Source organism: Nocardioides sp. B129/18 (assembly GCF_055282735.1).
Genome location: NZ_JBUZJI010000003.1, coordinates 70,620 through 91,979, shown reverse-complemented (window position 1 = coordinate 91,979; position 21,360 = coordinate 70,620). Strand labels below are relative to the sequence as shown.

Genomic DNA, 21,360 nt, shown 5'->3' with positions numbered 1-21,360 from the left:
GCAGGCCCGCGCCGACCTGCGGAACCCCGTCCGCGGGCGGCCTGCGGTCCCTAGACTCCGAGCCATGACGGGCCGTTCCCCCAGCCTGCGCGGAGCCGTCGGGCGATGACGCTCGCGGTCACCCCCGGCTACGCCGCCCTCTCGGCCGATCTCGCCGACGAGGTGATCGGGGCTGCGCTGCGTCCCGACGGCGCCGCGACGTGGGAGCGGCGGGGCGATGAGATGATCGCCCGCCTCCTGGCCGAGGACTGGATGCGCGTGGTGGCGTCGGCCCGGCGCGACGACGGCGGGCTGCCCGCGGCCCTCGCCTGGCGCTGCGCCTACGGCCTGCACCACCTCGGCCAGCTCCAGGACGCCCGCGCCGTGGCCGAGGCCGGCGCGTGCGACGCCGGAGCCCTCGACGCCGACCGCGCCCGCGTCGCGGCGATGCGCGCGGCCACCGCCTGGAACCGCGGCGACGAGGCCACCTGCCGCGTCCATGCCGCCGAGGCGCACGCCCTGGCCGGCGACGACCCCGCCGCGGGCGCCTTCACCTGGGTCTCCCAGGCCCTCCTGGCCGCGATCGCCGGCGACCGTGACGCCAACGCGCGCGCCTACGACCGGGCGATGACCTGCGCCCGCGAGGTGGGCGACCGGCTCAGCGAGGAGCGCATCCTCAACAACCTCGGCTCCGCGGCCCTCGAGGAGGGGCGCTTCGCCGAGGCCGCCGAGCTGCTCGCCGCCGGCCTGGCCGTCAACGACGTCACCGGCCACCACTCCGGGCTGGCCGTGCTGCGCCACAACCTGGCCGAGGCGATGGCCGGGCAGGGGCGTCTCGACGAGGCGCTGCTGGAGGTCGAGGCCGCCCGCACCCTGTGGACCGCCGTCGGCTCCCCCAGCGCCGCTGCCGCCTGGCAGCTGCTGGCCGACGTCCAGGCCGCCCGCGGCAACGCCACCCAGGCGGCACTGGCCTACCGCGAGGCCGTGCGGCAGGCCGAGGCGCAGGACGACGTCCAGACCCTGGTGCCGGCGCTGGCCGGCCTGGCGCGCGTCGTCGCGGCCGAGGACCCGCACGAGACCGAGATCGTGCTGACCCGCCTCCTGGCGCGCTCGGGCGCCGTCGGCGGCGCCGGGCAGCACCTCGCGGCGGGCTGGGTCGTCCTGCAGCGCGGCGAGGCCCAGCGGGCCCGCGCCCACGCGGCGACCGCCGTCGAGGAGGCCGGACGCCACCGCGACCTGCCCCGCCTGGCCGAGGCGCTGCTGCTCGCGACGCTCGCCGAGGACGAGCCCTCCGCCGACGACCCGCGCCCGCGGGAGGCCGTCGACATCGGCACCCGGCTGCGGGCTCCCCTCACCACCGCGGTGGCCGAGCTGGTGCAGGCCGAGCTGGCCCGCGATCCACTGCGCACCCGCCTGGCGCGCGAGCGGCTCGTCGTGCTCGGCGTGCACGACGACGCCGCCCGGATCGCCGGCCCCGTGCAGGCGGTGCGCTCGCGACGTCCGGCCCCCGGCGTCCGCGTGCAGGTGCTCGGCCGCCTCGTCGTGCACCGCCATGGCGTGCCGGTGGCGGCGAGCGAGTGGCCCTCCCGCAAGGCCCGCGACGTGCTGGCGGTGCTGGCCGGACGCGGGCCGCAGGGCATCAGCCGGGCCGCGCTGGGCGCCCTGCTGTGGCCCGAGGCCTCCGACATCGGCAACCGGCTCTCCGTGGCGCTCTCGCACCTGCGCTCGACCCTCGACCCCGACCGCCTCCACGGCTCCGACCACTACCTGCAGGCCGGGCGCGACCACCTGTGCCTCGACCTCGACCACGTCTCCGTCGACGTCGTGGAGTTCCAGCAGGCCGCCCGCGCGGCGCTCGAGGCGCACCGCGCCGACGCCCCCGACGCCGTGCGGCTCCTCGAGGCGGCCGCCGCCCTGCACACCGGCGAGGTGCTCGAGGCCGAGGCCGCGCAGGAGTGGAGCGCCGACCTGCAGGACGACGTCGAGACCACCGGCCGCGCGCTGGTCGACGCCCTCGTCGAGCGGCACGCGCGCGGCTCCGACCCGGCCGCCGTGGTGCCGTGGGTGGCCCGTCTGCTGGCGATGGACCCCTACGACGAGCCCACCTACGAGACCGCGATCAGCACGCTGTGGCGACTGGGCCGCTACGGCGAGTCGCAGCGGTTCCACCGCACCTACACGCTGCGGATGCGCGAGCTCGGCGTCCCGGCCCGGGCCTGGGAGGACCTCCGCGGAGGGCGTGACACACTCCCGGCATGAGCAGCCCGGAGGTCCTGTGGAGCCCGCCGCTGGACGGCACGACGCGACTCGAGCGCTTCGCCGCGCGACTCCACGCCGAGGGCCTCGTGGGGCCCGAGGCGGAGCGCGAGTACGCCGCCCTGCACGCCTGGTCGGTGACCGAGCCCGACGCCTTCTGGCGTGAGACCTGGCGCGAGATGGGCCTGCCCGGACGGGGCGCCGACTCCCCCGCGCTGGCCGAGGCGAGCATGCCCGGCGCCCGCTGGTTCCCCGACCTGCAGGTCAACTACGCCGAGGCCGTGCTGGCCCTGCCCGGCCGAGCCGACGACGACGTCGTCGTGGTGGCGGAGTCGCAGAGCCGCGACGAGGTGCGCCTGACCGCCGCCGAGCTGCGCGAGCAGGTGGCCCGCGCCCGCGCCGGGCTCGTGCGCGCCGGCGTCGGCCGCGGCGATCGCGTGGCGGCGTACGCGCCGAACATCCCCGAGACCGTCGTGCTGCTGCTGGCCGCGGCGAGCCTCGGCGCGGTGTTCTCCTCCTGCGCCCCGGAGTTCGGCACCCAGAGCGTCATCGACCGCTGGCAGCAGATCGAGCCGACGCTGCTGCTCGCCGTCGACGGCTACCAGTACGGCCGCAAGGCGATCGACCGCGCCGAGGAGGTGGCCGAGATCCGTCGCAGCCTCCCGTCGCTGCGCACCACCGTGTGGCTGCCCTACCTCGACGCCGACGCCTCCGCCCCCGAGGGCGCCTGGACCTGGCAGCAGCTCCTCGGCGGGGACGACGAGGGTGGATCGCTGGAGTTCGAGCCGCTGCCGTTCTCCCACCCGCTCTACGTGCTGTTCTCCTCGGGCACGACCGGCCTGCCGAAGCCGATCGTCCACGGCCACGGCGGCATCGCCCTCGAGCACGCGAAGGTGCTGGGCCTGCACCACGACCTCGGCCCGGACGACCGGTTCTGCTGGTTCTCCACCACCGGCTGGATGATGTGGAACTACCTGGTCTCCGGGCTGCTGGTCGGCGCCACGATCGTGCTGGTCGACGGCGACCCCGGTCACCCCGACCTCGGCGCGATGTGGCGCGTGGTCGAGCGCCAGCGGGTCACCGTGTTCGGCACGAGCGCGCCGTTCCTCATGGCCTGCCGCAAGGAGGGTCTGCGTCCGGCCGACGAGGTCGACCTCGGCGCGCTGCGTCAGGTGGGCTCCACCGGCGCACCGCTGCCGCCGGAGGGCTTCGACTGGATCCACGAGGCCGTGGCGCCGGGCGTGCACATCGCCTCGGTGAGCGGCGGCACCGACGTCTGCTCGGGGTTCGTCGGCGGCGCACCGACCGTGCCGGTGTGGCGCGGCGAGATCTCCTGCCGGCTGCTGGGCTGCGCCGTGGAGGCCTTCGACGAGCAGCGGCGTCCGGTGCGCGGCAGCCTCGGGGAGCTGGTGATCACCTCGCCGATGCCCTCGATGCCGGTGGGCTTCTGGGGCGACGAGGACGGCGAGCGCTACCGGGCGGCCTACTTCGCCGACATCCCCGGCGTGTGGCGCCACGGCGACTGGATCACGATCACCGAGCGCGGCAGCTGCGTCATCACCGGCCGCAGCGACGCCACCCTCAACCGCGGCGGGGTGCGGCTGGGCACCGCGGAGTTCTACACCGTCGTCGAGGCGCTGCCGAGCGTGCGCGACAGCCTCGTCGTGCACCTCGAGGACGACGAGGGCGGCGCGGGCCGACTGATCCTGCTGGTGGTGCTCGAGCCCGACGTGGAGCTCGACGACGACCTGCGACGCGAGATCGCCGGCGCGCTGCGCTCGCGGCTCTCCCCGCGACACGTGCCCGACGACGTGCTGGCCGTCAGCGCACTGCCGCGCACGCTGTCGGGCAAGAAGCTCGAGGTGCCGGTGAAGCGGATCCTGCGGGGCGCGAGCCCCGAGGACGCCGCCGCCGCGGGGGCGCTCACCGCGCCCGAGGCGCTCACCGAGATCGCGGAGCTCCGCGACCGGGTGCTCGGTCGTCCCTGAGGCGGCCCCCGCCGATGCCGGCCCCGGGCAGGTTGCGGCGCGGGTCGGGCGGCCGCCCCGGACGGGCGGCGAGGTCGGCCGGCATCTGCAGGTCGACCGGACGCAGCTCGGGCGCGGGCACCCAGCGCATCGCCAGCGCCCACGGCAGCTCGCCCCCGCCGGAGGCCCAGGCCACCAGCCCCTCCCACTCCGGGGGCCTGCCGGGCCGCTCACGGCGCCGCCACTCCACCAGCACGCCGAGGTGCACGGGGCCGTGACCGAGACTGCCCCGCAGGTCGATCCACACCGGCTGCGGGTCGATGGCCTGGAAGAGGAACCGGTCCGACGCGCCCACCCCTGAATTAGAACACACGTTCGAGTGTCACGTGACTGGGTCCCGGGATCCTCCGGGCTCCCCCGGACGGACTCCGGCCGGGGGCGACCGGCCTGGGAGACTCGCGCCATGCAGAGCGCTCCGGACTCCCCCGTCATCGTCGTCGGCGCCGGGATCTCCGGCGTCGCCTGCGCCCGCGCCCTCCAGGCGGCCGGCGTCCCCGTGCACCTGATCGATCGCGGCCGGCGCATCGGCGGCCGGATGGCCAGCCGGCGATTCGACGAGCGTCCGGTCGACATGGGCGCCTCCTACTTCACCGTCTCCGACCCGCGGTTCGCCGCCGTCGTCGAGGACTGGCGCGCGCGGGGCCTGGCCCGGGAGTGGACCGACACGTTCACGGTGCTCGAGCCCGGCGCGCCGGCCACCACCAAGACCGGCCCGATGCGCTGGGGCGCGGCCGCCGGGCTGCGCAGCCTCGTGGAGGACCTCGCCGCGCCGCTGGAGGTCGAGCAGGCCGCCGTGGCCGACGTCCGGCTCGCCGAGGACGGCCTGCGCGTCGACGAGCGTCCCGCCCGCGCGGTCGTCCTGGCCATGACCGACTCCCAGGCCCGCACCCTGCTCGGCGCCGGCCTCGAGGACGACGCCGCGGTGCTGACGCGGCCCTCGGAGCCGGTGATCGCGACGGTGGCCTGGTGGCCCGAGCGGCTCTGGGACCTCGACGGCGCGTTCGTCAACGGCGACCCCGACCTGGCCTGGATCGCCGACGACGGCTCGCGCCGCGGCGACGGCGCGCCCGTCCTGGTGGCCCACTCGACGCCGGAGCTCGCCCGGCCGCACCTCGAGGACCCCCCGCAGGCCGGCCCGCCGATGGTCGCCGCCCTGCGCCGGCTCCTCGACCTGCCCGAGCCGGCGGGCACCTACGTGCACCGCTGGTCGCAGGCGCGGCCCACCGGCGAGCGCGAGGCGCCGTTCCACCTCTCCGAGCGCGGCCTCGGCGTGTGCGGCGACGGCTGGGGCGAGGTCAGCAAGGTCGAGGGCGCCTGGCTCTCCGGCACCGCGCTCGGCGAGGAGCTGGCGCGCCGCCTGGCGTGATCACCCCGAGGCGACTCAGCGCGCGATGACGAACCCGACGCGCGTCGGCGTCCCGAGCCCGGCGACGTTGACGGCCCGGATCTCGACGCGGTGCCGTCCGGCGCTGAGCCGGGAGAGCCACACGGTCGGCTGCGGGCCGAACACGACGGCCCGCACCCAGCGCGGCCTGCGTCCGTCGAGGGAGACCCGGTAGGAGCGCACCATGCCGCCGTGGTCGGACACCACGCCGTGCCAGCGCAGCTGCGCGCTGCGGCCCTGGCGCACGACGCGCAGCGAGGCCACCCGGCTGGGCGGGAGCGCGCCGAGCACCGTGGTCGTGCTCTCCACGGTGCCGCCGGCGTGGTCGACGGCGGTGACGACCACGGCGTGCTCACCGCCGACCGGCACCGACGCGGTCAGGGCGTAGTCGACCGGCTCGTAGGCGTCCGAGCCGTGCGGGAGGTACCAGCCACCGGGGCGTCCCTCCGCCGTGCGGTCGTGCACCTCGCCGGTGACCTCGACGCCGTCGACCGTCGCGCTCAGGGAGGCGAGGTCGACGCCCTCGGGGAGCACGCCGTAGACCTCGACCAGCTCGGCGCGGCACCGCTCCTGACCCACGCAGGCCGCCGGCACCAGGTCGATCGTCGGCGAGCCGGCGGGCGGCTCATCGGCCCCGGCCGGAGCCGGAGCGGTCAGCGGCGCGAGCGCGAGGAGGAGCAGCGCGGACGCGGCGCCCGCGCGACGGGGAGGTCGCATCGGGCCATCATGGCGGGTCCGAGGCCCCTGTGGGGGCCGGACACGAGGGCAGGACGCCTCGGATCAGCTCACCGACACGTGCACGTGGTCGTAGTGGTCGGCGGTGGCCGAGCCACGGCTCTCCATCATCCGCCAGCCCTCGGAGGCGCGCTCCGGGGTCCAGATGCGCTGACGCCAGATGACGTCGTAGAGCCCGAGCTCGGAGGCGTGCGAGCGCAGGTACTCCGCGATCTGGGTGCCGAGGGTCACGTCGCTGGTCATGATGTCCAGCGCCTTGCCCGAGGCGTGCTCGCCGTGGGCGTCGTAGCCGCCGTAGCTGGTGATCTGCGGGAAGGCGTGGCAGACCGCGCGGTAGACCGCGACGGCACCGGGCGTCAGGCCGTTCTCGACCGAGCCGTCGGGGCAAGGCGCGCTCGAGAGCCCGGCGGGCGCCGCGGGCTTCGGCTTCGGCTTCTCCTCGGCCAGGTAGCCGGCGGTGACCCAGCGCGAGGCGCCCTTCACGGCCAGCTCGACGCGACCGTTCGCGGAGCGACCGGTGACCAGCACCTTGTCGCCGGACTCGACGAGCCCGACCTTGCGGGCGTCCTCGCCCGAGGTGGTCCACAGGTTGAGGTCGGCGGTGGCCCAGCGGTGGGCCGTCGCGGCGCGGACGGCCGCGCGGGTGCGGGCCAGCCTCGCCGACGCGGCGGTGGCCTCGCGAGCGGCCTTGCTGCGGTCGATCGAGCCACGCGAGAGACGCTCGCGGCGCGGGGCGGCCTCGGCCGCGCGGGCCACGCTCACCGTGCGGGCGACGGCCTGCTCGAACGACGCGCTGAGCAGCCGCTGGCTGGCGGCGTCGGCGCTCGGCGCCGGCTCGGCACCGCCCTGCAGCGCGCCTCCGAGGAGGACGGCGCCGGCGGTCACGCCGGCCGCCACCGGGAGGGCGACACGGGTGGTGCGGCTGCGGATGAGGTGGTGCAGGCGGGCGGTGTCCCGCTTGTGGCCGTGATCTGCCACAGCGCTGATCCTTCGCTGTCGGGGCCCCCGTCGCGGTGCGTCGCGGGGGTGAGCCGGCCCGGGATCACGAAGGACCGCTGCGGGCGACTCGTCGTCGAGTCAAACATGCGGGCGGGCGGCTGTCCGAATCTTCCACAGTTCAGCAGGGCTCCTTGATCCGTCGCCTCCGGTGAGCCGCGCCACGCGTTCGGCGGTCTTCTCGCAGGTGACACGCAGGGATCCGCGGACGCGGGGTGACCGGGGCCACGGGGGCGGGTGTGACCGACGCGACCAGTCCAGTCCACCCGCACGCTCAGCCGCCGGAGGTCTCCGCGGCGTCCTCGGCGAGCACCCGGCCCAGGCCGATCTCGTCCTCGAGCCAGCCGTCGGGCAGCGCGACGCGGTCGCGCGGGGAGCCCTGGCGTCCGCGCGGGAGGCCGAGCTCGCTGCGCGGGAACTCCTCGTCGGGGTCGAGCTCGGCCAGCAGGACGTCGAGCTCGGCGAGGGTCGAGATGAGCGCGAGGTCACGGCGCAGCCGGCCCCCCGCGGCGAAGCCCTTGAGGTACCAGGAGACGTGCTTGCGGAACTCCTTGCAGCCGCGCTCCTCCCCCATGTGCTGGCACAGCAGCTCGGCGTGGCGCCGCATGATGTCGCGGACCTCGCCCAGCCGCGGGGTCTCGGGGACGACCTGCGCGCCGGAGAACGCGGCGGCGAGGTCGCGGAAGAGCCAGGGCCGTCCCAGGCAGCCGCGGCCGACGACGACGCCCGCGGCGCCGGTCTCCTCGACCATGCGGACGGCGTCGGAGGCCTCCCAGATGTCGCCGTTGCCGAGCACCGGGATGTCGACGTGCTCGACGAGGCGGGCGATGGACTCCCAGTCGGCTCGCCCGGAGTAGGCCTGCGCGACAGTGCGGCCGTGCAGGGCGATCGCGGCGGCGCCGGACTCCTGGGCGATGCGGCCGGCGTCGAGGTAGGTGAGGTGGTCGTCGTCGATGCCCTTGCGGGTCTTCATCGTCACCGGGACGCCGTGCGGCTCGGCGGCGGCCACCGCGCGCTCGAGGATCGCGCCGAGGAGGTCGCGCTTCCACGGCAGCGCGCCGCCACCGCCCTTGCGCGTCACCTTCGGGACCGGGCAGCCGAAGTTGAGGTCGATGTGGGCGACGCCGTACTCCTCGCAGAGGATCGCGGCGGCCTTGCCGACGTAGACGGGGTCGGTGCCGTAGAGCTGCACCGAGCGCACGGTCTCCAGCTCGTCGAAGACCAGCATGTCGCGGGTGTGCTGGTCGCCCTCGACCAGCCCGCGGCTGGTGATCATCTCGCAGACGTAGAGGCCCGCGCCCTGCTCGGCGCACAGCCGACGGTAGGCGGCGTTCGTGATGCCGGCCATCGGCGCGAGGACCACCGGGGTGGCGACCTCGAGCGGCCCGAGTCGCAGGCCGGTCACGACGCCGGAGACGCCGAGGACGCTGCAGCCCGGGGCGCGCGGTAGGGACGCACCACGCCCGACCACGTGATGGGGTCGAAGTCCTGGGTGGGCCGGAAGCTCACGGCCTCGACGTCGCCCTTGCGCGGCACGAGGTAGACCAGGCAGGTCGAGACGGAGTCGCCCGGGCCGAACGTCGTCGGGAAGGGCTTGCTCGGGCAGGCCTTGAACGGGGCCACGAACGACGAGGCCTCGACGAGCGTGTTCTGCCCGTCGACCACGTAGAGCGGCACGGGCCGACCGCCGAGGTCGGTCTCGCCGACGTTGGTGATGCGGGCCCGCACGAAGTACGGCGCGGTGGTGCGCACCTGGTCGGAGAGCTCCAGGCCGCCGAAGGTCTGGGCGAAGGAGGTGCTCTCGACCTTGGTGACGGTGACCGAGAGCGCCCCGACGACCTTCTGGGTCGGCTGGTAGGCGACGTAGGCACGGTCACCGATCGCGAGCTTGGTGCCCTGGGGCGTCAGGCGCACGTTGATCGGCACCGGCAGGTAGTCGTCGGAGCCGGTGCTGACCGTCGGCGACGCGGACGGGCTGCCCGTCGCGCCGCTGGTGCCCTCACGGGACCCGGCGGAGGCGGGACTGGCGTCGGAGGAGTCCTCGGAGCAGGCCGCGAGGGCGCCGAGCGCCAGCACGGCGACCGCCACGACGGCGCCGTGTCGCGCGCTGCGCCGAGCTCCTGCGTCGGGGCGCAGCCCTGTGAACCTCACGTCGACTCCCTCCTCCTGACCCTCGTGCACCAGTCTGCCCCACCGGGGCGCGCGCACGCGGCTCAACAGCCCAGGAGTCGCTCGGCGAAGTAGGCCGTGACGCCGGAGAGGCTGATGCGCTCCTGGCTCATGGAGTCGCGCTCGCGGATGGTGACGGCGTCGTCCTCGAGGGTGTCGAAGTCGACCGTGACGCAGTACGGCGTGCCGATCTCGTCCTGGCGGCGGTAGCGACGGCCGATCGCGCCGGAGTCGTCGAAGTCGACGTTCCAGGTGCGACGCAGCTCCGCGGAGAGCGCCTTGGCCTTCGGCGAGAGGTCGGCGTTGCGCGAGAGCGGCAGCACCGCGACCTTGACCGGCGAGAGGCGGGGGTCCAGGCGCAGCACGGTGCGCTTGTCGACGCCACCCTTGGTGTTGGGCGCCTCGTCCTCGTGGTAGGCGTCGACGAGGAAGGTCATCAGGCTGCGCGAGAGGCCCGCGGCGGGCTCGATGACGTACGGCGTGTAGCGCTCGCCGGCGGCCTGGTCGAAGTAGGAGAGGTCCTGACCGGAGTGCTTGGAGTGGGTGGAGAGGTCGAAGTCGGTGCGGTTCGCGATGCCCTCGAGCTCGCCCCACTCCGAGCCCGCGAAGTTGAAGCGGTACTCGATGTCGACGGTGCGCTTGGAGTAGTGGCTGAGCTTCTCCTGCGCGTGCTCGTAGTGGCGCAGGTTCTCCGAGCGGATGCCGAGCTCGGTGTACCAGCGGGTGCGCTCGTCGATCCAGTGCTGGTGCCACTCCTCGTCCTCGCCGGGCTTGACGAAGAACTCCATCTCCATCTGCTCGAACTCGCGGGTGCGGAAGATGAAGTTGCCCGGCGTGATCTCGTTGCGGAAGCTCTTGCCGATCTGCGCGATGCCGAACGGGGGCTTCATCCGCTGCGAGGTGACGACGTTGGCGAAGTTGAGGAAGATGCCCTGCGCGGTCTCGGGGCGCAGGTAGTGCAGGCCCGACTCGTCCTCGATGACGCCGAGGTAGGTCTTGAGCAGGCCGGAGAACTGGCGCGGCTCGGTCCAGGCGCCGCGGGTGCCGCAGTTGGTGCAGGCGATGTCGGCGAGGTCGACGTCGTCGGGGTTCTCGATGCCCTTCTTCTCGGCCACCGCCTCCTGGAGGTGGTCGGCGCGGAAGCGCTTGTGGCACGACTGGCACTCGGTGAGGGGGTCGCTGAAGGTGTCGACGTGGCCGGAGGCCTCCCACGTCTGGCGCGGCAGGATGACCGAGGAGTCGAGGCCGACGACGTCGTCGCGGCTCTGCACCATCGCCTTCCACCACTGGCGCTTGATGTTGTCCTTCAGCTCCACGCCCAGCGGGCCGTAGTCCCAGGCGGACCGGGTGCCGCCGTAGATCTCACCGCACGGGTAGACGAATCCGCGGCGCTTGGCGAGGGAGACGACGTTGTCGACGGTGGACGGGGGCGGCTTGGCCACGACGGCTGCTCCTGGCGGGTGGGCGGGACGGCTGGCTGCCGGCCCAGGAGGCCTCAGCCTAACGACCGCACGTCGTGGTGGTTGAGGGCGGTGCCGTCCTCGACGACCTCGTAGGCGGAGGGCTCGTCGATCGCCCGGCTGAGCACCGGGACGGCCGTGAGCTTGACGTCGTAGCCCGACAGCGCGCGACGGTAGGCCCCGACGTGCTCCCAGCGGGTGACCAGCGTCCACAGCTCGGGCTCGTCGACGGCGCGCCCGATGGTGCCCTCGAGGTAGCCCGGTCGCGCGGCCAGCGCGCCGCGGGCGGCCTCGAGGTCGGCGCGGAAGGCCTCGGCCTCGGCGGGCGCCACGCGGAAGCGGTTGACGACGAGCACGGCTCCCCCGGCCTCAGGCGCTGCCGTAGCGGCGGTCGCGCTCGGCGTAGATCTCGATGGCCCGCCACAGCGCGAGGCGGTCGACGTCGGGCCACAGCACGTCGGTGAAGACCATCTCGGAGTAGGCGGCCTGCCAGAGCATGAAGTTGGAGAGCCGCTGCTCGCCGGAGGTGCGCCACACGAGGTCGGCGTCGCCGAGGTCGGGCAGGTAGAGGTGGCGGGCGAAGACCTTCTCGTCGACCTTGTCGGGGTTGAGCCGGCCGGCGGCGACCTCGCGGGCGATGGAGCGGGCGGCGTCGGCGAGCTCGGCCCGGCCGCCGTAGTTGACGCACATCGTCAGCGTCATGACGTCGTTGTGCCTCGTGAGCTCCTCGGCGACCTGGAGCTCCTTGACGACCGAGCGCCACAGCCGCGGCGCGCGACCGGCCCAGCGGACCCGGACGCCGAGCTCGTGCATCTCGTCGCGGCGCCGGCGGATGACGTCGCGGTTGAAGCCCATGAGGAAGCGGACCTCCTCCGGCGAGCGGCTCCAGTTCTCGGTGGAGAAGGCGTAGGCCGAGATGGCCTTCACGCCGATCTCGATGGCGCCCTCGACGACGTCGAAGAGCGAGGACTCGCCCTCCTGGTGGCCGCGGGTGCGGGGCAGGCCGCGCTCCTTGGCCCACCGGCCGTTGCCGTCCATGACGATCGCGACGTGCCGGGGCACCAGCTCGGGCGGCAGGGCGGGCGGACGGGCGCCGGAGGGGTGCGGCGTGGGCGGACGGACGGCGCGCTTCACGGTCGGTGAGCCTAGCCCGCGGCGGGCGCGGGTCAGCGCTCGACGTGCTCCAGGGAGCGCAGCCCGCGCTCGAGGTGCCAGGCGAGGTAGGCGGTGACCAGGCCGCTGGCCTCGCGGGAGGTGCGCGGCTCGGCCTGCGCGACGACGTCCCAGTCGCCGGCGAGGAGCGCGCCGAGCAGGACGACGGCGTCGGCCGAGGGGCTGGCCGAGCCCGGGAGCCGGCAGGTGGTGCAGAGCATCCCGCCCATCGACGGGTTGAACCACCGGTGCGGGCCCTCGAGGCCGCAATGGGCGCAGGCCTCGAAGGACGGCGCGTAGCCGGCGACGGCGAGCGAGCGCAGGAGGTAGGAGTCGAGGATCGCCCCGGGCGGACGATCGCCCGCGGTGAGCGCGCGCAGGCCCCCGACGAGCAGGAGGAACTGCTGCAGCGAGGGCTCGCGCTCCTCGGTGACCAGCCGCTCGGCGGTCTCGAGCATCACGGTGCCGGCGGTGTAGCGCTCGTAGTCGAGTCCGACGCCTGCGTGGAAGGGGGTCAGGGTCTCGGCCTGGGTGACGGTGTCGAGCGAGCGGCCCTCGGCCAGCTGCAGGTCGACGTGCATGAACGGCTCGAGGCGCGAGCCGAACTTCGAGGTGGTGCGGCGCACGCCCTTGGCCACGGCGCGGATGCGCCCGTGGTGGCGCGAGAGGAGGGTGATGATGCGATCGGCCTCGCCCAGCTTGTGGGTGCGCAGGACGATCGCCTCGTCGCGGTAGAGCGGCACGTCCCCATTGTGACGGGTCGACGTGCGTCGGCGGCGCTGGGCGCGCGGGCGTCAGGCCCCGACGGTGCGCCGCCCACGCCGAGCGCCGCGCCAGCAGGAGTGCGCGAACGCGGTGGCCAGGCCGTTGAGCCGCTCCGGCGAGAGGCGCCACTCCAGGATCGAGCGGGCCTCGACGAACGTCGCCTGCGGCAGCTCGGCGGCGAGCATCGCGGCGTCGGCCGCGGGGTGGATGGGATCGGCGGGGTGCCCGATCACCAGGGCGGGGACCTCGATGGCGCGCCGCTCGCGCGAGGGCGGCGCGACGCGTCCGAAGAACAGGCCGTGCACGACCGCGCCCATCGGCCCGGGCCGCTGGTCGAGGGTGTCGAGCACGATGCCGGCCCAGAACGGCACCGCCCGGCGCGGCACCCACCGGGTGGCCAGGCGCACCGCCGTCACCGACAGCGGGGCGAAGCGGGCGGCGAAGAGCAGCGGCGCGAAGGCGAGGATGCCCGCCTCGACGGCGTTGTCGAGCACCGGCATCTCGACGAGGAGACCCCGCACGCGCGTCGGCGCCGTGGCCGCGACCTCGAGGGCCACGTTGGCGCCCAGCGAGGTGCCGCCGACGACCGCCTGCGCGGCGCCGAGGTGATCGAGCAGCGCCACGACCTGCTCGCCGAACGCCGACACCGAGTAGGCCAGCGGATCGGCCGGCTTGTCGGATCGGCCGTGGCCCAGCAGGTCCAGCGTGACGACGTGGAGTCCCTCGGCCGCGAGCGCGCGCGCCAGCGGCTCCTGCATGCGTCGCGGCATCAGCTGCCCGTGCAGCAGCACCACCCAGGCGTCACCGCTGCCGTACTCGGTGTACTCCAGACGGTCGCGGTGGCCGTCGACCTCGAGGAAGAACTGACCGACGCTCTCGGAGACCAGCATGGCGCGACCCTAGTGCGGCGGACGGCGTCGCGGGGACCGTCTTGGGGTGGATCGGTGGCCTCAGCCCCCGATCAGGTCAGGGAGAACTGGACGTTGTCAGGGGTAGCTTCCCCTGACAACGTCCGGTCTCCCCGGATATCCGGGGAAGCCGCCGCCCCTCACGGCCAGCTCAGCGGCCGCCCGCCCAGCACGTGCAGGTGGGCGTGGAAGACCGTCTGGCCGGCGTCGGCGCCGGTGTTGAAGATCAGGCGGTAGCCGGTGAGGGACTCCTGCTCGGCGACGGCCGCGGCGGCGGTGACCAGCTCGGCGGAGGCGACGGGGTCGGCCTCGGCGAGGGCGGCGGCGTTCTCGTGGTGCGCGCGCGGGACGACGAGGACGTGGGTGGGCGCCTGCGGGGCGATGTCGCGGAAGGCGAGGGTGCGCTCGGTCTCGTGGACGATCTCGGCCGGGATCTGGCCGGCGACGATCTGGCAGAACAGGCAGGCGCTCATGGGGCCGAGCGTGCCACACGCGGCGCGTCGGCTGGCCTGGCCGTCCGCGCGCCCCCACCCTGTCGGGGTGACGATCGCCGCGAAGACAGCCACCCTCGCCACCAGCCTGCTCGTCGTGACGGCGGCGCTGGCCGGCTGCAGCGGCGACGGGAGCGACGACCAGACGCCGTCGGCCCAGGACTCCCCCGCCGCGTCGGCGTCGCAGAGCCCCTCGACGAGCCCGACCGACGCCGCCTCGCCGAGCGCGGAGCCCACCCAGCCCACCCAGGGAACGACGACGGTGCCGATCTACTGGGTTGGCGACACCCCGCAGGGGCCCCGGCTCTACCGCGAGTTCCGCCGCGTCTCCGGGACGCCGCTGCAGGCCGCCGCCGACCTCCTCACCGACGGCAAGCCCCTCAGCCCGCGCTACCGCACCCTGTTCCCGGGCGGCACGTTCGCCTCGGTCACGGTGCAGGACGGCATCATCGTCGCCACGGCGCGCGACGAGGCCTGGCAGACGCCCGGACGGCTCTCCGAGGCCCAGGGCGAGCTGGCGGTGCAGTCGCTGGTCTACACGCTGCAGGGCAGCGCGCGGAAGCGGCTGCCGGTCGAGGTGCGCGTCGAGGGCAGCGACGAGGCCGACTTCCTCTTCGGCTACGACACCGCCGGCGGCGTGAAGGCCGCCGACCAGCTCACGACGCTCTCCCCCGTCAGCATCACGACGCCCGAGACCGGCGCCGTCGTCACCGGCGGCAGCCTGAAGGCCTCCGGCGTCGCGAACAGCCCCGAGGGCAACGTGCCCTGGACCGTCACCGACGCCGGCGGGAGGACCGTCCTCGACGGCTTCGCCACCGCCGACGGCGCCATGGACGCGCTCTACCCGTGGGCCACCACCGTCGACGTGTCGTCGCTGGCGCCGGGCGCCTACACGTTCACCGCACGCACCGACGACGCCGAGAGCGCCGCGAAGAACGCCTCGGACTCCCGGACGTTCACCGTCCGCTGACGGCCGGCGACCCGGGCGGCCCGGGCGGTCCGCTCACAACCAGCGGTCGGTGCGGGCCAGCAGCGCCGCCGCGGCCGCGACGCCGGCCGTGGAGGTGCGCAGCACCTCGGCGCCCAGCCGGACGCTGCGCGCCCCCGCGGCGGTGAGGGCGGCGAGCTCGTCGTCGGGGATGCCGCCCTCGGGCCCGACGACCAGCACGACGCGGCCGGCGGCCGGCACGGGGCAGGACGCGAGCGCGGCCTCGGCGTCCTCGTGCAGGACGAGGGCGAGATCGGCGTCGGCGATGAGGGCGACGACGTCGGCCGTGGCGGCGAGCGGGTCGACCTCGGGACGCCAGACCCGGCGCGCCTGCTTGGCGGCCTCCCGGGCCGTGGCGCTCCAGCGGGCATGACCCTTCTGCGCGCGCTCGCCCTTCCAGACCGCCACCGAGCGCGAGGCCGCCCAGGGGACGATCCGGGCGACGCCGATCTCGGTGAGCACCTCGACCGCGAGCTCGCCGCGGTCGCCCTTCGGCAGCGCCTGGACGACGACGAGCGCCGGCTGCGGCTCGGGCACCCGCTCGACGTCGAGCAGCGTCACCGCGAAGAGCCGCTTGCCGGTCTCGACGACCTCGCCGCGACCGCTGGTGCCGCGCCCGTCGGTGAGCACGACCTGCTCGCCGACGCGCAGGCGTCGCACGGCGACGGCGTGGTGCGCCTCGTCGCCGTCGACCTCGACGCGGTGGCCGGGCTCGGCGCCCGAGAGATCGGGGACGAGATGGACGGGCAGGCTCATCGCGCGATCCTCCGCCAGCGGTCCACGAGGTCGGGCTCAGTGCTGGTTGAAGGCGTCGCGCAGACGCCCGAACACCGACTTGTGGCTGCCCGGACGCACCTGGCCGTCGGGCGCCTCCTCGCCGCGGATGGCCGCGAGCTCGCGCAGCAGCTCCTCCTGGCGAGGGTCGAGGCGGGTGGGCGTCTCGACGGCGACGGTGACGATGAGGTCGCCCCGGCCGCCGCGCAGCGAGGGGACGCCGCGCCCGCGCAGCACCTGCTGGTGGCCCGACTGGGTGCCGGGGCGGATGTCGAGCTCGAAGTCGGTCTCGAGCTCGGTGGGCGCCTCGGGGTCGGCGACGACGTCGGCCTCGAGCGTCGGCAGCGTCAGCACGGTGCCGAGCGCGGCGGCGGTCATCGGGACGGTGACGGTGCAGTGGAGGTCGTTGCCGCTGCGGGTGAAGACCTCGTGGTCGGCCACGTGGACCTCGACGTAGAGGTCGCCGGCGGGGCCGCCGCCGGGGCCGACCTCGCCCTGCTCGCTGAGCTGCACCCGGGTGCCGGTGTCGACGCCCGCGGGGATCTTGACGGTGAGGGCGCGACGCGAGCGGACGCGACCGTCGCCGCCGCACTCGCGGCAGGGGTCGGGGATGAGGCTGCCGAACCCGCGGCACGCGGCGCAGGGCCGCAGGGTGCGGATCTCGCCGAGGAAGCTGCGCTGCACGTGGGCGACCTCGCCCTGGCCGCGGCAGGTCTCGCAGGTGACCGGGGTGGTGCCGGCCGCGGCGCCCTGGCCCTGACAGGTCGAGCAGACGACGGCGGTGTCGACGGTGAGCTCGCGAGCCACGCCGAAGGCGGCCTCGGCGAGGGTGACCTCGAGCCGGATCAGCGCATCCTGTCCTCGACGAACGCGCGGACGCGGACCACGACCCTGGCCAGCCGCCGCGCCACCTCCGCCGAAGAAGGCGTCCATGATGTCGGTGAAGGAAAACCCGGCACCCTGGCCGAAGCCTCCTGCTCCCCCGCCGAACGGGTCGCCGCCGCGGTCGTAGGCCGCGCGCTTCTGGGGGTCGGAGAGCACCTCGTAGGCGGCGGTGACCTCCTTGAACCGGTCCTGGGCGTCCGGGTCGGGGTTGACGTCGGGGTGCAGCTGGCGCGCGAGCTTGCGGTAGGCCTTCTTGAGCGCGTCGGCGTCGGCGTCGCGGGAGACCCCGAGGAGGTCGTACAGGTCCTGGCTCACCAATGGTCCTTCGCTTGGGTCGGGGACGGGCTGGTCTGGCGGAGTCGGTCGGGTGGGGTGGGGGTGGACGAGGGCCGGGCTCAGGCCTCGTCGAGGATGCGGGAGACGTAGCGGGCCACCGCGCGCACCGCGGCGATGGTGCCGGGGTAGTCCATGCGCGTGGGCCCGACGATGCCGAGGGTGGCCAGGCTGTCGGCCGGCGGGCCGTAGCCGGTGGAGACCACGCTGGTGGAGGCCAGCTGCTCGTAGGGGCCCTCGGTGCCGATGCGGACGGTGACGGCGCCGCCGGTGCTGGCCTCGCCGAGCAGCTTGAGCAGCACGACGTGCTCCTCGAGCGCCTCGAGGAGCGGGCGGACCGCGGAGTCGAAGGAGTCGCCGTAGCGGGCGAGGTTGGCCGCGCCGCCCACGGCGATGCGGGCATCGGAGCGGTGGTCGCTCATGGCCTCGACGAGGGTCTCGACGACGGTGGGCGCGGGGTCGTCGCGGTCCGGCTCGTCGGCGAGGGTGGCGGTGAGGGCCGCGGCGGCGTCGGCGATGGTCTCGCCGACCGCGGCGAGCAGCACCCGCGAGCGCAGGGCGGCCAGAGCCTCCTCGGAGATCTCCGAGGGCAGCTCGACGACGCGCTGCTCGACGCGGCCGGTGCTCAGGATCAGGACGGTCAGCAGCCGGGCCGGCGTCAGCGCGACGAGCTCGACGTGGCGCACCGTGGAGCGCGAGAGCGTCGGGTACTGGACGATCGCGACCTGGCGGGTCAGCTGGCTGAGCAGGCGCACCGAGCGCTGGACGACGTCGTCGAGGTCGACCGCGCCGTCGAGGAAGGTGGAGATCGCCTTGCGCTCGGCGGTGCTGAGCGGCTTGACGGTGGTGAGGCGGTCGACGAAGAGCCGGTAGCCCTTGTCGGTGGGCACGCGGCCGGCGCTGGTGTGGGGCTGGGCGATGAGGCCCTCCTCCTCCAGCACGGCCATGTCGTTGCGGACGGTGGCCGAGGAGACGCCGAGGGCGTGCCGCTCGACGAGCGCCTTGGAGCCCACGGGCTCCTCGGTGGCGACGTAGTCCTCGACGATGGCGCGCAGCACGGCGAGCCGACGGTCCTCCTGCACGGGTCGCCTCCTCGCGGCCGGGGGTGGGGCTGGGTGATGCCGGGGTGGGGCGGACGCGCCGCGCTGGCACTCCCGCGTTCCGAGTGCCAAGCCTACTCCGCGACGAGGAGCCGGTGGGGATGGACCCGCAGGCGGTGGAGGCTTTAGGTTAGGCTTGCCTTACTCAATCGGAGGAGCCGCCATGATCCCCCTCGCCACCCCCGTCCCGTGCGACGACGCCACGCTCGCCCGCAGCATCCTGGCCTGCCCCGCGAACGCCCAGCTCGCGGTCGAGGACGCCGAGCACCTCGACCTCTCGCGCGTCGTGCTCTGCGACGTCGACGGCGTCGCGACCTTCGGCTGCCCGGCCGACTCCTCCCTCGCCGAGGCGGCCGCCGCCGGCCGCGGCGCCGTGCTCACCACCACCAGCGGGCTGCCCGGCCACCCCGGCACGCTCACCGTGCTCGGGCGGCTGGAGACCGTGCGCGTCGAGCACTGCCCCTGCCCGTGCTCGGAGGGCGAGCGGCACGTCGTGCGCCTGGTCGCGCGGCACGTCAGCCTCCAGGCCGGCCAGGGCCCGCGCCGCCTGGTGCGCGCGGAGCGGTTCACCGACCCCGCGCTCGCGCTCAACCCCGGCCATCTCGCCCGCACCGCCCACCACGCCAACCACCACCACGCGGAGCTGCTGCGCGAGACCGTCGCCGCGGCCACCGGCGTCGCCGCCGGCAGCGTGATCAGCGCGGAGATCACCGGGCTGACCGCGTCGGGGGTCGAGATCGCCTGGGTCGACGCCGACGGCGCGCACCGCCGCGGACTGGCCTTCCCCCGCGCGGCCGTCGGCACCGACGACCTCGCGATCCTCCTGCGCGACCTCCTCCACGCCGCCGCCCGCTGACCGCGCTCCCGGTGGTCGTAGGGTCGGGGCCGTGGAGCTGCGCGAGATCGCCGACCGGGTCTGGGTGGCCCGCGAGCCCTGGTACGACGTCAGCCTGAGCGTCATCGGCGGCGAGGGCGGCGTCGCGGTGGTCGACACCCACGCCTCCGCCGCCGCCGGACGTGTGCTGCGCGACGCCGTCCGCGCGCTCGGCGCGGGCCCGGTGCTCGCCGTCGTCAACACCCACGAGCACTTCGACCACGTCTTCGGCAACGTCGCCTTCCGCGAGGACGACCCCGCCGTGCCGATCCACGCCCACGAGCAGGCCGTCGAGGCGCTCGAGGCGCTGGTCGGACGCGAGCTCGGCCCCGACGACCTCGCCGGCGACCCCCGTCGCGAGGAGGTGGTGACCACCCCCGTCGTCGCGCCGGACCACCCGTTCTCCTCCGCTCGCGTGCTCGACCTCGGCGGACGGCTCGTCGAGCTGGTGCACCCCGGCCGCGGCCACACCGCGGGCGACCTCGTCGTCCGGGTGCCCGACGCCGACGTGCTGCTGGCCGGCGACCTCGTGGAGGAGTCCGGCCCGCCGGCCTACGGCGCCGACAGCCACCCCATGGACTGGCCGCTCACCCTCGACATCGTGCTGGGCCTGACCACCGCGGCCACCGTCGTCGTGCCCGGCCACGGCGCGATCGTCGACCGCGACCACGTCGAGGAGCAGCGCGCGCACATCGGCATCGTCGCCGAGACGATCCGCGACCTCGCCGAGCGCGGCGTCCCGCTCGAGCAGGCCCTGGACGTGGCCGAGTGGCCGTTCCCGCGGGAGTCGCTGCGCCACGCGCTCGCCCGCGGCTACGCCCAGCTGCCCCTCGCGCAGCGGCGCCTGCCGCTCCTCTGAGGCCCGCCCACCCGCTGGCCGACCCGCTGGCCCACCCGCTGGCCCACCCGCTGGCCCACCCGCTGGGGCGGTGCTCCGGGGAGCTCGGCGAGGGAGCGTGGAGCCATGAGCGAGCACCCGCACCACGCCCACGCCGACATCACCGACGACGAGCTTCCGCCCGACCTGGTGCCGGGCGAGGACAACCCGCTCGCCCGGCCGCTGGAGGACGGCGAGACCGCGGGCGACCTGCTCCACGACGGCAAGCACGCCGCCGAGGACGAGGCCCGCGACGGTCACGGCGACGGGGATCACCCGGCCGGCGCCTGACCGCGGCGCGTCGCACCGGGGCTGCGGGGCCGCCGGTGCCTAGCCTGCTGCGGTGAGCGACCGATACGGATCCGACGTCCTCAGCGGCGACTGGCGCGCCCCCAAGCGCGGCCGCGCCGTGGAGCACCCCGCCGACAAGGGCCTGGTCGTCGAGGAGGTCACCACCGACTGGTGCGGCGAGATCGTCGCCGTCGACCGCGACCTGCACACCGTGACGCTGGAGGACCGCCGCCAGCGACGCCGCACCTTCCCGCTCGGCGCCGGCTTCCTGCTGGAGGGGCGCCCGGTCATCCTCACCGCTCCCCTGCGCGCCGCCGCCCCCGCGGCGCCCGCGCGCACCGCGTCCGGCTCGATCGCGGTGCCGAACGCGCCGGCCCGCGTCGCGCGGGCCAGTCGGATCTTCGTCGAGGGCCGCCACGACGCCGAGCTCGTCGAGAAGGTGTGGGGTGACGACCTGCGCATCGAGGGCGTGGTCGTGGAGTACCTCGGCGGCGTCGACGACCTCGCCGACCACCTGCGGGACTTCCGGCCCGGACCGCAGCGCCGCGTCGGCGTGCTCGTCGACCACCTCGTGCCCGGCTCGAAGGAGAGCCGGATCGCGCAGGGCATCGCGCGCTCGGCGGTCGGCCAGCACGTGCTCATCGTCGGCCACCCGTTCATCGACATCTGGGAGGCCGTGAAGCCCGAGCGGCTCGGCCTGCAGGCCTGGCCCCGCATCCCGCGCAACGTGGAGTGGAAGCACGGCGTGTGCCAGCACCTGGGCTGGCCGCACCGCGATCAGGCCGACATCGCCCGCGCCTGGAAGCACATCCTGGGCCGCGTCGGCTCCTTCGCCGATCTCGACCCGGCCCTGCTGGGCCGGGTCGAGGAGCTCATCGACTTCGTGACGGCGCCCTGACGCGGGCGGATCCGAGGA

22 protein-coding genes are annotated in these 21,360 nt (G+C 75.0%); 8 read left to right on the top strand and 14 right to left on the bottom strand.

Translation table 11 applies throughout. From position 1 onward, the window contains the following. Positions 1-105: 105 nt before the first annotated feature. Both ACZDWJ_RS03240 and ACZDWJ_RS03235 read left to right on the top strand, forming a co-directional pair. Entirely contained in the window at positions 106-2,238 is a 2,133-nt protein-coding gene (locus tag ACZDWJ_RS03240) for a BTAD domain-containing putative transcriptional regulator (protein WP_463519479.1), read from the top strand. Beyond that, the gene (locus ACZDWJ_RS03235; protein WP_463519478.1) at positions 2,235-4,223 is read left to right on the top strand and encodes an acetoacetate--CoA ligase; all 1,989 of its coding nucleotides are present in this window, start codon (positions 2,235-2,237) and stop codon (positions 4,221-4,223) included. The genes ACZDWJ_RS03240 and ACZDWJ_RS03235 overlap by 4 nt, the downstream gene beginning before the upstream one ends. Here ACZDWJ_RS03235 and ACZDWJ_RS03230 read toward each other — a convergent pair. Then, positions 4,177-4,557, bottom strand: a complete 381-nt coding sequence (locus ACZDWJ_RS03230) for a hypothetical protein (protein WP_463519477.1) — start codon at positions 4,555-4,557, stop codon at positions 4,177-4,179. The genes ACZDWJ_RS03235 and ACZDWJ_RS03230 overlap by 47 nt on opposite strands. 108 nt (positions 4,558-4,665) lie before the next feature. Here ACZDWJ_RS03230 and ACZDWJ_RS03225 point away from each other — a divergent pair, with 108 nt between their 5' ends. Further along, positions 4,666-5,628: an NAD(P)/FAD-dependent oxidoreductase gene (locus tag ACZDWJ_RS03225; protein WP_463519476.1), complete on the top strand. Its 963-nt coding sequence runs from the start codon at positions 4,666-4,668 to the stop codon at positions 5,626-5,628. Between the two features lie 15 nt (positions 5,629-5,643). On the opposite strand, the gene ACZDWJ_RS03220 is transcribed toward ACZDWJ_RS03225, so the two are convergent. The 10 genes from ACZDWJ_RS03220 to ACZDWJ_RS03175 all read right to left on the bottom strand — a co-directional run bounded on the left by ACZDWJ_RS03220 (position 5,644) and on the right by ACZDWJ_RS03175 (position 14,304). After that, positions 5,644-6,363, bottom strand: a complete 720-nt coding sequence (locus ACZDWJ_RS03220) for a fibronectin type III domain-containing protein (protein WP_463519475.1) — start codon at positions 6,361-6,363, stop codon at positions 5,644-5,646. A gap of 63 nt (positions 6,364-6,426) precedes the next feature. Then, positions 6,427-7,359 carry a mucin-2 protein gene (locus ACZDWJ_RS03215; RefSeq protein WP_463519474.1) on the bottom strand — a complete coding sequence of 311 codons (933 nt, stop codon included), beginning with the start codon at positions 7,357-7,359 and terminating at the stop codon, positions 6,427-6,429. 292 nt (positions 7,360-7,651) lie between these two features. Beyond that, positions 7,652-8,782 (bottom strand): tRNA dihydrouridine synthase DusB, encoded by a 1,131-nt coding sequence (gene dusB / locus ACZDWJ_RS03210; RefSeq protein WP_463519473.1) that lies wholly within the window; start codon positions 8,780-8,782, stop codon positions 7,652-7,654. After that, positions 8,779-9,528: a hypothetical protein gene (locus ACZDWJ_RS03205; RefSeq protein ID WP_463519472.1), complete on the bottom strand. Its 750-nt coding sequence runs from the start codon at positions 9,526-9,528 to the stop codon at positions 8,779-8,781. Before ACZDWJ_RS03205 ends, dusB begins: the two co-directional genes overlap by 4 nt. 62 nt (positions 9,529-9,590) lie before the next feature. Continuing rightward, the gene (locus ACZDWJ_RS03200; protein ID WP_463519471.1) at positions 9,591-10,988 is read right to left on the bottom strand and encodes a glycine--tRNA ligase; all 1,398 of its coding nucleotides are present in this window, start codon (positions 10,986-10,988) and stop codon (positions 9,591-9,593) included. A gap of 53 nt (positions 10,989-11,041) precedes the next feature. After that, on the bottom strand, positions 11,042-11,362 hold the full coding sequence (locus ACZDWJ_RS03195; protein WP_463519470.1) for an antibiotic biosynthesis monooxygenase family protein: 321 nt from the start codon (positions 11,360-11,362) through the stop codon (positions 11,042-11,044). Between the two features lie 13 nt (positions 11,363-11,375). Then, complete coding sequence (locus ACZDWJ_RS03190; RefSeq protein WP_463519469.1) at positions 11,376-12,140, bottom strand: isoprenyl transferase; 765 nt, start codon at positions 12,138-12,140, stop codon at positions 11,376-11,378. 32 nt (positions 12,141-12,172) lie between these two features. Beyond that, positions 12,173-12,901 (bottom strand): DNA repair protein RecO, encoded by a 729-nt coding sequence (recO, locus tag ACZDWJ_RS03185; RefSeq protein WP_463519468.1) that lies wholly within the window; start codon positions 12,899-12,901, stop codon positions 12,173-12,175. A 51-nt stretch (positions 12,902-12,952) separates the two neighbouring features. Continuing rightward, positions 12,953-13,813 carry an alpha/beta fold hydrolase gene (locus ACZDWJ_RS03180; protein ID WP_463519467.1) on the bottom strand — a complete coding sequence of 287 codons (861 nt, stop codon included), beginning with the start codon at positions 13,811-13,813 and terminating at the stop codon, positions 12,953-12,955. 158 nt (positions 13,814-13,971) lie between these two features. Continuing rightward, positions 13,972-14,304, bottom strand: coding sequence for a histidine triad nucleotide-binding protein (locus ACZDWJ_RS03175; RefSeq protein ID WP_463519466.1), 333 nt, complete (start codon positions 14,302-14,304; stop codon positions 13,972-13,974). Between the two features lie 67 nt (positions 14,305-14,371). Between ACZDWJ_RS03175 and ACZDWJ_RS03170 the strand changes: the two genes are divergently transcribed. Further along, complete coding sequence (locus ACZDWJ_RS03170; protein ID WP_463519465.1) at positions 14,372-15,292, top strand: Gmad2 immunoglobulin-like domain-containing protein; 921 nt, start codon at positions 14,372-14,374, stop codon at positions 15,290-15,292. A 33-nt stretch (positions 15,293-15,325) separates the two neighbouring features. Here ACZDWJ_RS03170 and ACZDWJ_RS03165 read toward each other — a convergent pair whose 3' ends face one another. The 3 genes from ACZDWJ_RS03165 to hrcA form a co-directional block, all read right to left on the bottom strand. Then, positions 15,326-16,066, bottom strand: a complete 741-nt coding sequence (locus ACZDWJ_RS03165) for a 16S rRNA (uracil(1498)-N(3))-methyltransferase (protein WP_463519464.1) — start codon at positions 16,064-16,066, stop codon at positions 15,326-15,328. 36 nt (positions 16,067-16,102) lie between these two features. Continuing rightward, a complete protein-coding gene (dnaJ, locus tag ACZDWJ_RS03160) occupies positions 16,103-17,284 on the bottom strand; it encodes a molecular chaperone DnaJ (protein WP_463519463.1) in 1,182 nt (393 codons plus the stop codon). An 80-nt stretch (positions 17,285-17,364) separates the two neighbouring features. Beyond that, complete coding sequence (gene hrcA / locus ACZDWJ_RS03155) at positions 17,365-18,384, bottom strand: heat-inducible transcriptional repressor HrcA (RefSeq protein WP_463519462.1); 1,020 nt, start codon at positions 18,382-18,384, stop codon at positions 17,365-17,367. A 181-nt stretch (positions 18,385-18,565) separates the two neighbouring features. On the opposite strand from hrcA, the gene ACZDWJ_RS03150 reads away from it, so the two are divergent. From ACZDWJ_RS03150 to ACZDWJ_RS03135, 4 genes are all read left to right on the top strand, one after another. Then, positions 18,566-19,258, top strand: coding sequence for a hypothetical protein (locus tag ACZDWJ_RS03150; protein ID WP_463519461.1), 693 nt, complete (start codon positions 18,566-18,568; stop codon positions 19,256-19,258). A 31-nt stretch (positions 19,259-19,289) separates the two neighbouring features. Next, positions 19,290-20,135 (top strand): MBL fold metallo-hydrolase, encoded by an 846-nt coding sequence (locus tag ACZDWJ_RS03145; RefSeq protein WP_463519460.1) that lies wholly within the window; start codon positions 19,290-19,292, stop codon positions 20,133-20,135. Between the two features lie 105 nt (positions 20,136-20,240). Further along, the gene (locus tag ACZDWJ_RS03140) at positions 20,241-20,444 is read left to right on the top strand and encodes a hypothetical protein (protein WP_463519459.1); all 204 of its coding nucleotides are present in this window, start codon (positions 20,241-20,243) and stop codon (positions 20,442-20,444) included. Between the two features lie 52 nt (positions 20,445-20,496). Next, positions 20,497-21,342 carry a DUF3097 domain-containing protein gene (locus ACZDWJ_RS03135; RefSeq protein ID WP_463519458.1) on the top strand — a complete coding sequence of 282 codons (846 nt, stop codon included), beginning with the start codon at positions 20,497-20,499 and terminating at the stop codon, positions 21,340-21,342. Positions 21,343-21,360 lie beyond the last annotated feature (18 nt).

Bases quoted from the DNA above. Each gene is read 5' to 3' on its own strand.
- ACZDWJ_RS03140 (WP_463519459.1), top strand. From the start codon at position 20,241: ATGAGCGAGCACCCGCACCACGCCCACGCCGACATCACCGACGACGAG.
- ACZDWJ_RS03175 (WP_463519466.1), bottom strand. From the start codon at position 14,304: ATGAGCGCCTGCCTGTTCTGCCAGATCGTCGCCGGCCAGATCCCGGCC.
- ACZDWJ_RS03165 (WP_463519464.1), bottom strand. From the start codon at position 16,066: ATGAGCCTGCCCGTCCATCTCGTCCCCGATCTCTCGGGCGCCGAGCCC.
- ACZDWJ_RS03220 (WP_463519475.1), bottom strand. From the start codon at position 6,363: ATGCGACCTCCCCGTCGCGCGGGCGCCGCGTCCGCGCTGCTCCTCCTC.
- ACZDWJ_RS03225 (WP_463519476.1), top strand. From the start codon at position 4,666: ATGCAGAGCGCTCCGGACTCCCCCGTCATCGTCGTCGGCGCCGGGATC.
- ACZDWJ_RS03240 (WP_463519479.1), top strand. From the start codon at position 106: ATGACGCTCGCGGTCACCCCCGGCTACGCCGCCCTCTCGGCCGATCTC.
- ACZDWJ_RS03235 (WP_463519478.1), top strand. From the start codon at position 2,235: ATGAGCAGCCCGGAGGTCCTGTGGAGCCCGCCGCTGGACGGCACGACG.
- ACZDWJ_RS03180 (WP_463519467.1), bottom strand. From the start codon at position 13,813: ATGCTGGTCTCCGAGAGCGTCGGTCAGTTCTTCCTCGAGGTCGACGGC.
- ACZDWJ_RS03150 (WP_463519461.1), top strand. From the start codon at position 18,566: ATGATCCCCCTCGCCACCCCCGTCCCGTGCGACGACGCCACGCTCGCC.